This is a genomic window from Candidatus Contendobacter odensis Run_B_J11, assembly GCF_000531125.1.
GTDB lineage: Bacteria > Pseudomonadota > Gammaproteobacteria > Competibacterales > Competibacteraceae > Contendibacter > Contendibacter odensensis.
Genome location: NZ_CBTK010000307.1, coordinates 1 through 8,633 on the forward strand (window position 1 = coordinate 1; position 8,633 = coordinate 8,633).

Below are 8,633 nucleotides of genomic sequence, written 5' to 3' on the forward strand. Positions count from 1 at the left end.
CGAAACCAGCATACTCATGGTGAGATTCGCGCTCAGCACTGGGTTGCCGAACATCTTCAATTGAATTAATGGTGATTCCGCTTTCATCTCGGCGAACACGAAGAGGCCGACTCCGAAGGCAGCCGCTAACAGCAGAACCCTGTTGAGAACACCGAAACTGCCGCGCCCCATCGTCATCGCGAGCGCATAAGCCACAAGCACCAGAGCAAGCAGCAGTGTGCCCACAGGGTCGAAACCGGCGAGATCCGTGGTCTTCGGCCCTCGGCAATCAATGGGCAGGTAGTGATGCGCGAGAAGAAAAGTCAGGATACCCAGCGGTATGTTGATGAGGAAGATAGCCCGCCAACCCAGTGCGGCGATCAAAACGCCGCCGAGCGATGGACCGAGCGCGGTGCCAATCGCGGACATCGTTCCGAGCAACCCCATGGCGCTGCCGGTTTTTACCTTCGGAACCGCCTCGCCGACAAACGCCATGGTGAGCGCCATCACGATGGCCGCGCCAAGGCCCTGCGCCGCCCGGGCCGCAATCAGCAGCCAGAGTGTGGGCGCGACGCCGCACAGGACCGAGGCCACCGTGAACAGGAAGATTCCGCCCAGTAGCAGCCGACGGCGACCGGTAATGTCGCCGAGCCGTCCGACGCTGACGATCAGGGTGGTGATGGCGAGGAGATAAGCAAGAACGACCCACTGGACTTCCTGGAAGGAGGCAGTGAACACCTCTGCCAACGTCGGCAAGGCCACATTGGCGATGCTGGCACCCAGCGAGGACAACAACATGGATAACGAAAGGCTGGCAAGAGACCCACGAACCGAAGGTGTCAATTCCGCACTTCCAGCAACTATCGCGTCTCGTTCTGCAATGCTTGGCTTCATCATCAATTCCTTTTTTGGCGACTCCCCAAATGGAGCGGTCAGAAACGCACTCTATTCGCTTATATGACATGGCGGAAGACGCACCATTTACACTTTATTCATGCGTTGGACGCTATATATCGATCAAGCTGTGCTATGGTCGATGCATGTCGACACCCGATCTCAACCTGCTGGTCACCCTTGATGTGCTGCTCGTGGAAGGCAGCGTTGCTCGCGCCGCCCGACGGTTGCGGCTTAGCCCGTCGGCGATGAGCCGAGCGCTGGCGCGATTGCGCGAGACGACGGGCGATCCATTGTTGGTCAGGGCCGGACGCGGTCTCGTCCCCACGCCCAGAGCGATCGAACTGCGCGAGCGAGTCAGTCAGCTTGTGCAGGATGCCGAAGCGGCTCTACGCCCAGCAGAAAGGCTAAACCTCAAACATCTGGTCCGAACATTCACGCTTCGGACCAGCGAAGGTTTTATCGAAAACTTCGGGCCAGACCTTATAGCCCGCGTCGTCGAGGAAGCACCCGGCGTGCGGCTGCGCTTTGTGCAGAAACCCGACAAAGACAGCGCGCCACTTCGCGACGGGATGGTCGATCTGGAAACAGGCGTGGTGGAGAAGACGACGGCTCCGGAGTTGCGTGTGCAGGCGTTGTTCCGAGACCGTTTTGTCGGGGTTGTGCGCATGGGGCATCCGCTGAACCAGGGCGAGATCACCCCTGCCCGCTATGCGGCTGGCAGGCACATCGGTGTCTCGCGACAGGATCTGGACAATGACCCGATTGATGAAGCTCTGAGGTCATTCGGGTTGGAACGGGAGATCGCCGTAACCCTTGTCGGTGGTTTTTCGACCGCGCTGGCCCTGTCTAGGGCCTCCGACCTGATCGCCAGCGTTCCCGAACGCCATACCGGCATCCTACGAGCCGGAATGCATAGTTTTCCCATTCCGGTCTCCACGCCGGAGTTCACGGTTTCATTGCTCTGGCATCCACGGCTGGATGCCGATCCAGCGCATCGCTGGCTGCGCGGGCACGTTCGGGATCTCTGCACGGCGATCCGCTGAAGGGGGGGTTCGCTCCGGTCACTGCCGCCACGGCGGGGGGATGAATTCGGTTTCGCCGGGAACCGGGGTGAAACGCCCCGTCGCCCAGTCGGCCTTGGCGATTTCGATGCGTTCCCGGCGGCGGGCCACGAAGTTCCAATAAATGAAGCGTCGACCCTCCAGGGGTTCGCCGCCGAACACCATGAGGCGGGCGGTGGTTTCAGCCTCCAGGGGCGCCGATCGGCCGGGCGTCAAGACCGCCAGATGACCGGGTTCAAGCGAGGTTCCCGCTATGCGCAGCCGCCCTCCCGCCAGATACACCCCGCGTTCCGGATAATCCGGCGGCAGATCCAGCGTGGCGCCCGCCGCCAGTTCTATATCGGCCTGGAACGTGGGCGAATAGGCGATGACGGGAGAAACAAGACCGAACGCTGCGCCGATCAGCAGCCGCAGCGACACACCCTCCGCCGCGAATACGGGGAGCGACTCCGCCGGGTAGTGATGGAACGCCGGCGCCATTTCCTCGGAGGCCGCCGGCAGGGCGAGCCATATCTGGATGCCGTGGACCGGAGTTTGGTCGGCTCGGATATCGGCCGGCACCCGTTCCGAATGGACGATGCCGCACCCTGCCGCCATCAGGTTGATGGCCCCCGGCTCGATGCGCTGAACGTAGCCCAGGCTGTCGCGATGCATCATCGCGCCCGAGTACAAGTAGGTGACCGTGGCTAAGCCAATGTGGGGGTGTGGGCGCACGTCGCCCGCCGTCCCCACCCGGGCAAATCGAGCGGGACCCATATGGTCAAAAAATACGAAGGGACCGACCGATGCGACCTCGGCGGCGGGCAGCAATCGTTGGACCGGAAAGCCCACATCGCTGGCCTGGGGTGAAATCAGATGCTGGAGGGTGCTCATCTCATTGGCTCCTCGCGCCCGTTCATCACGAACAGATTCCACTGGGTTCGCGGTGATGTTCTCTGTTACGGGTCATACAACCCGATCTTCTAAACAATACTTCGGACAGTTTTGGTGATCACAATCAACAGCTTAGCTTTCATAGGCATCATTGGGGAAGCTTCAAAAAACGGATAACAAAGCACGTTAAGCTTTCGCTGTTTCCGCTAAAGCTGCGTCATACTTTGGTTTCTATCGCTATGTCCAGTTGGAGTACACCTTAACTGGGCGTCAGCTAGAGGCCGAAAATGCGTCAGGTTAGAGTCAATTTCAGGCTTTTTCTGACACTTGTGGCGCAACCTCTTGGGCTTCAACCTGACACCTTGGCGCTTAACATACAGTTTTTTCCGTTTCGTGAGCAGACCCCTAAGTGAACGCCCTGGCGTACCCGGTACTCTTTTCACGTTGGGCCTTACTCGTTTCGTTCGCCCAATACCCGCTCGATACGGCGGTCGGGGACCAGCCACATCATCGCGACCAGGACGTACACCCCCTGTGCAATCCACGGTTGAACAAAAGCCAAAGGGATGGCAAGGGCGTACAAGACGGGCGACAGTTTGCCCTTCAGGTCGTTCCCCACCGCCACGGCCAGCAGGGAGTCTTTGCCGTGCTTGGCGATAATGGCTCGTTGCAAAAGCCAGTAGGCTATCGCCGCCATCCACAAGACGACACCATAGAGAGCCGTGGGCGCGGGGGTGAAGTGGTTCTCACCCATCCAGCCGGTCACGAAGGGAAACAGCGACAGCCAGAACAGCAGATGCAGATTCGCCCACAAAATGATCCCGTTCACCTGTTGCGTGACATGAAACAAATGGTGGTGATTGTTCCAATAGATGCCTACATAAACGAAACTCAGCACATAACTGAGAAAGACCGGCCACAATGGACGGAGTGCAGTGAAGTCATCGCCCTGCGGCACCTTCAATTCCAACACCATGATGGTGATGATGATAGCGAGTACCCCATCACTAAAGGCTTCTAATCTATTTTTTCCCATAACTCTATATCGACCGCGAATCAGTCCAATGGGCGCTTTTGCCGGTGAGAATTACGCTACCAGCCCTTTCAAGGTGATTGAAATAACTAATTGATGATACGCAGAATTATTTTCCCTATCGCGCAAAATCTCGCTTATACCCTATTGATTTTTATAGGAAACCTTGAAAGGGCTGGGAGTACAACCCCTACTAGAGATTGGCTGAACGCCACCAGTTGTTGTGATCCTTTCTGAGCACGGCATGCGAGAGCATCGGGTAGTAGACGAGTTCGCTACCGATGCCCGCAAAAAAACCGTTTTTGACCATCCGAAACGGGAACTCAAGCGAGTGTACGCGATGGACCAGCTTGTTCTGCTTCGACCCCGGCGTCAGTTCCATCAGCGCTTCGCGCAGGTGCTGCATGAACAAGTAGGGCAGATCGTCTTCCCTACCGTTCTCCGGATCGCGTGCGAGCGGTCCCAATTCGAGTTCGACAAGGCACATCCCGGGAAACCGAAAAGACTTGGAGGGCTTGGTGGTCACATCGGCATAGTAGGCCGCCGGGTCGAGCAAGCTCACCACTAGACTGTTGATGGGCGCGAGATCCTGATACATGTGCAATTCCGGCTCGACCTTCGGCAATTCGTTGGCGCGGCTCAAGCCCAGCGTCGCGCCCATCGCCGTCGTCAGGTACAGCTTGCCCAACGCACTCACCGGGAGGTGCTCCATCACGCGGTACATCGAGATATAGATGGAGTTCTTGGGCGCACCGTTCGGCTTTGCCACACAGCGCGCGAAGCACCCGTCGATGTCGAAGTATTCGTGCCGATAAGTCGGATCGACTTCGAAGAAAACGGCCTGTCCCTTCGACTTGAACTTGTGTCCCGTCGCGTAGTACTGCCCGAACTCCTCGGGTGGCAACATCGAGGCGATCAGCGCTTCTGGAATCAACGAGAAGTATAAGTGTATGGACATAGTGATAGGCCCTCTTCAAAGAGTCGACTGGGTTGGGAATCTGCCCTCATGGTCGCAGCTAGAAGGAGAGCGCAAGTCTCCACCTCCGGGCGATCATAGCTGCGACGCGGTCCAATAATTACCGCTACTCACCTTCCTCACCACCTATCAGTTTCTTATCACTGAGTAAATGCAATAGAAAGGGGGTAAGGGTTGTTGCATTTGGAGCCGCCTCTGGAGCAAGTACAAACCGCACTTGAACCCAGAGAGGGCGCGATAGCTTAGAACGGATAGGTGGTGAATTGACCTTCCTTCTTGGCGACAATGCGCATGCAGTAGAAGCTGCGGAACACGAAGACCAGATTGATGGCAAGGAACACGGCAGCCAAGAGCAATACCAGCGCCTGGTTCCCCTGCGCTTGCAAGCCCACCGCCATTTCGACCGCCAGCAGGCCGAACAGCGTGGTGAACTTGATGATCGGATTCATGGCTACCGAGGCCGTGTCCTTGAAGGGGTCGCCGACCGTATCGCCGACCACCGAGGCATTATGCAGATCAGTGCCCTTGGCGTGCATTTCGGTTTCTACGATCTTCTTGGCGTTGTCCCACGCCCCACCGGCGTTGGCCATGAAAACGGCCTGGTAAAGACCAATGATCGCCAGCGAGATCAGGTAACCGATGAAGAAGAACGGCTCGATGAACGCGCAGGCCAAGGTGCCGAAGAATACCGCCATGAAGATGTTGATCATGCCTTTCTGCGCGTAGATCGTGCAGATCTCGACCACTTTCTTACTGTCTTTCTGCGACGCTTTCACGACCTCATCGAGCCGGATGTGCGTACTGATGAACTCGACGGCGCGGTAGGCGCCGGTCGAAACCGCCTGTGTGCTGGCGCCGGAGAACCAGAAAATCGTCGCGCCGCCGGCGACCAGGCCCAGCAGGAAGGGCGGATGGAGCAGCGAGAGCTTGTCCAGGTTTTCCGTCAGGCCGCTGGTGAGCAATATGACAATGGAGAAAACCATGGTGGTGGCACCGACCACGGCGGTTCCGATCAGTACCGGCTTGGCGGTGGCCTTGAAGGTATTGCCGGCTCCGTCGTTCTCCTCCAGCAGGAACTTCGCGGTTCGGAAGTTGAGATCGAAACCGAAGTCCCTCTTCACCTCCGCCTCAATGCTAGGCAACTGCTCGATCATCGACAGTTCGTACACCGACTGTGCGTTGTCAGTGACCGGACCGTAGCTATCGACGGCAATGGTCACCGGACCCATTCCCAGAAAGCCGAAGGCGACCAGCCCGAACGAGAACACCGCAGCCATCATCGCCGCCTTGGTGTAGTCGGGATTGATCACTGCGGTCAGGTCGTATTGCGACACAATATAGGCGCCGGACATCAGCCCGATAATGATCACGCCGATCCAGAACGCCGAGAAGTAACCGGCGACCAGGCCGGACAAAATGTTGAGGCTGGCGCCGCCGGCTTTGGACGCTATCACTACTTCACGGACATGCGCAGAAGTGGTGGAAGTAAACACCTTCACCACTTCGGGAATGATGGCGCCGGCCAGGGTGCCGAAGGTAATGATCAGCGAAAGCTGCCACCAGAGGTTGGGGTAGGCTTTGCCGGCCAGCGCAAAGTTTCCCATCAGCAGATACGACACGATGAAGGTGATGATCAATGAGACGAACGACGTAATCCACACCAGCGAGGTCAGTGGAGATTCGAAATTGAAGCGCGCTTTTTCCCCATACAGGCGCTGGGCGAGCACCTGGTTGCCGAGGTAGGAGATGCCGGAGGCGACGATCATCATCACGCGCATGACGAAGAGCCAGACCAGCAACTGCACCTGCACCGAGGGTTCGGGCACCGCGAGCATGATGAAGCTGATCAGCGCCACGCCAGTGACACCGTAGGTTTCAAAGCCGTCCGCCGTGGGGCCGACCGAATCGCCCGCATTATCACCCGCGCAGTCGGCGATGACGCCGGGGTTACGCGCATCGTCTTCCTGGATGCCGAATTCGATCTTCATCAAGTCGGAGCCGATATCGGCGATCTTGGTGAAGATGCCACCGGCAATGCGCAGCGCTGCGGCACCCAACGACTCCCCGATGGCGAAACCGATGAAGCACTTGCCGGCCAACGCCGGCGGTACGAACAGCAGGATGCAGAGCATGATCAGCAGTTCGGTCGAGATCAGCAGCATGCCGATGGAGATGCCCGACTTAATCGGTATGGCGTAGACGGCATAGGGCTTTCCCGCCAGCGCGGCAAATGCCGTGCGGCTATTGGCCAGGGTATTGATGCGGATCCCGAACCAGGCGACGGCGAAGGATCCCGCGATGCCGACCAGCGAAAACGCCAAGATCAGCCCCACGTCGGGCACGGGGAGTTGTTGAACGAAGGAGAAGTAACCGATCATGATTACCGCCGTGAACGCTTCCAGGATCAGCAGGAACTTGCCCTGAGTAATCATGTAGGTCTTGCAGGTCTCGTAGATCAGTTCGCTGACTTCCGCCATCGAGCGATGGACCGGCAGGCGGAGAATCTGGCGGTAGATCATGGCGCCGAAGACCAGGCCACCGAAGCAGACCCAGAGTCCGTAGGAAAGCAGAGTCCAGCCGGACGTCCCGCCAAGGAATGTCACCAGCGATACGTCGCTAAGCTCGGGCAGGGCGAGATTGGCCTCGCTGGCGTGACCCGTGGCCGCAAGGGCTGGAAGCGAACCCGACCCGATGGCTAAAAGCAACATGATCAGCAGACAGCGTACCACCCACCGTGCTGGAACAAACGCAAAGTTAATGAATATCATCTGTGTTCCTCAAACAATACTTCGGACAGTTTTGGCGATCACAATCAACAGGTTAACTTTGATAACGTGAGTTCTGGATAAGGATGGGGGGTAGCTCCTGGGATGGAACCGGCTAAAGTTCCTGGGTATCGTCCCCTCCCAAGAGTCCCCACCATGAGCTTAGATGAACTGTTCTGCGATGTGGATGATTTCTGTCGGCTGTTCCTACCCGCCTGGCATCGTCAACTCCTGACCAGCGGCGAGCGAAAGCGGCAACGCGCCAGCCGGTTAACGCTGGGCGAGATCATGACGATCCTGATTTATTTTCATCAATCCCACTACCGCAATTTCAAGGCGTTTTACCTCGGGCATCTGTGCCGATACTACCGGAGCGAGTTTCCCAACCTCTTGAGTGATAATCGATGTGTGGCGCTGATTCCCAGTGCCTTGATGCCGATGTGCCTCTATTTACACACCCGCCGGGGGGAGGACACCGGGATTGCCTTCATACCTCCCTCGTGGTGTGTCATAACCGCCGGATCCACAGCCCTAAAGTCTTCACGCCGGTTGCCCGACGAGGCAAAACCTCGATGGGTGGGTTCTACGGGTTTAAGCTCCATCTCGTGGTCAACGACCGGGGGGAACTCCTGGCCTTCCAGATCACTCCGGGTCACGTCGATGATCGCCGACCGGTTGACGAGTTGACCCAAGGTCTGACGGGTAAACTCGTTGGGGATCGAGGCTACATTTCCCAACAGCTTTTCAAGGTGTTATGGGATCGGGGCTTACAGCGGATCACCAAAATCCGCAAGAACAGGCACAACAAACTGATGCCACTGGCCGATAAGCTCTTGTTGCGCAAGCGCGCGATCATCGAAACCATCAACGATCAACTCAAAAATGTCCAGCAGGTCGAACAGACCCGGCACCGCAGCTTGGTCAACGCCATGGTCAACGTGCTCGCCGCGTTAGTGGCCTACACGCACCAGCCCCGCAAACCCTCGCTGAATCTAGCAAAAAACGAGCTTAACATGTTGACTTGTCAAGAATAATAGCCGGAATTCACG

The 8,633-nt window shown here is 57.7% G+C and carries 6 protein-coding genes and 1 pseudogene; 2 read left to right on the plus strand and 5 right to left on the minus strand.

What is annotated here, in order from left to right:
• On the minus strand, positions 1-873 hold an 873-nt coding region (locus BN874_RS21230; RefSeq protein ID WP_034436897.1), incomplete at its 3' end, for an MFS transporter.
• A 146-nt stretch (positions 874-1,019) separates the two neighbouring features.
• Here BN874_RS21230 and BN874_RS21235 point away from each other — a divergent pair.
• On the plus strand, positions 1,020-1,919 hold the full coding sequence (locus tag BN874_RS21235) for a LysR family transcriptional regulator (protein ID WP_034436886.1): 900 nt from the start codon (positions 1,020-1,022) through the stop codon (positions 1,917-1,919).
• 18 nt (positions 1,920-1,937) lie between these two features.
• Here the strand turns inward: BN874_RS21235 and BN874_RS21240 are convergent, their stop codons facing one another.
• The 4 genes from BN874_RS21240 to BN874_RS21255 form a co-directional block, all read right to left on the minus strand.
• The gene (locus tag BN874_RS21240; RefSeq protein ID WP_034436890.1) at positions 1,938-2,810 is read right to left on the minus strand and encodes a pirin family protein; all 873 of its coding nucleotides are present in this window, start codon (positions 2,808-2,810) and stop codon (positions 1,938-1,940) included.
• A 451-nt stretch (positions 2,811-3,261) separates the two neighbouring features.
• A complete protein-coding gene (locus tag BN874_RS21245) occupies positions 3,262-3,846 on the minus strand; it encodes a TMEM175 family protein (protein WP_034436892.1) in 585 nt (194 codons plus the stop codon).
• Positions 3,847-4,036: 190 nt separating this feature from the next.
• A complete protein-coding gene (locus BN874_RS21250; protein ID WP_034436894.1) occupies positions 4,037-4,801 on the minus strand; it encodes a hypothetical protein in 765 nt (254 codons plus the stop codon).
• A 260-nt stretch (positions 4,802-5,061) separates the two neighbouring features.
• Positions 5,062-7,527 (minus strand): sodium-translocating pyrophosphatase, encoded by a 2,466-nt coding sequence (locus BN874_RS21255; RefSeq protein WP_051498182.1) that lies wholly within the window; start codon positions 7,525-7,527, stop codon positions 5,062-5,064.
• Positions 7,528-7,740: 213 nt separating this feature from the next.
• On the opposite strand from BN874_RS21255, the pseudogene BN874_RS21260 reads away from it, so the two are divergent.
• A pseudogene (locus BN874_RS21260) lies at positions 7,741-8,618 on the plus strand (IS982 family transposase).
• Positions 8,619-8,633: the final 15 nt, after the last annotated feature.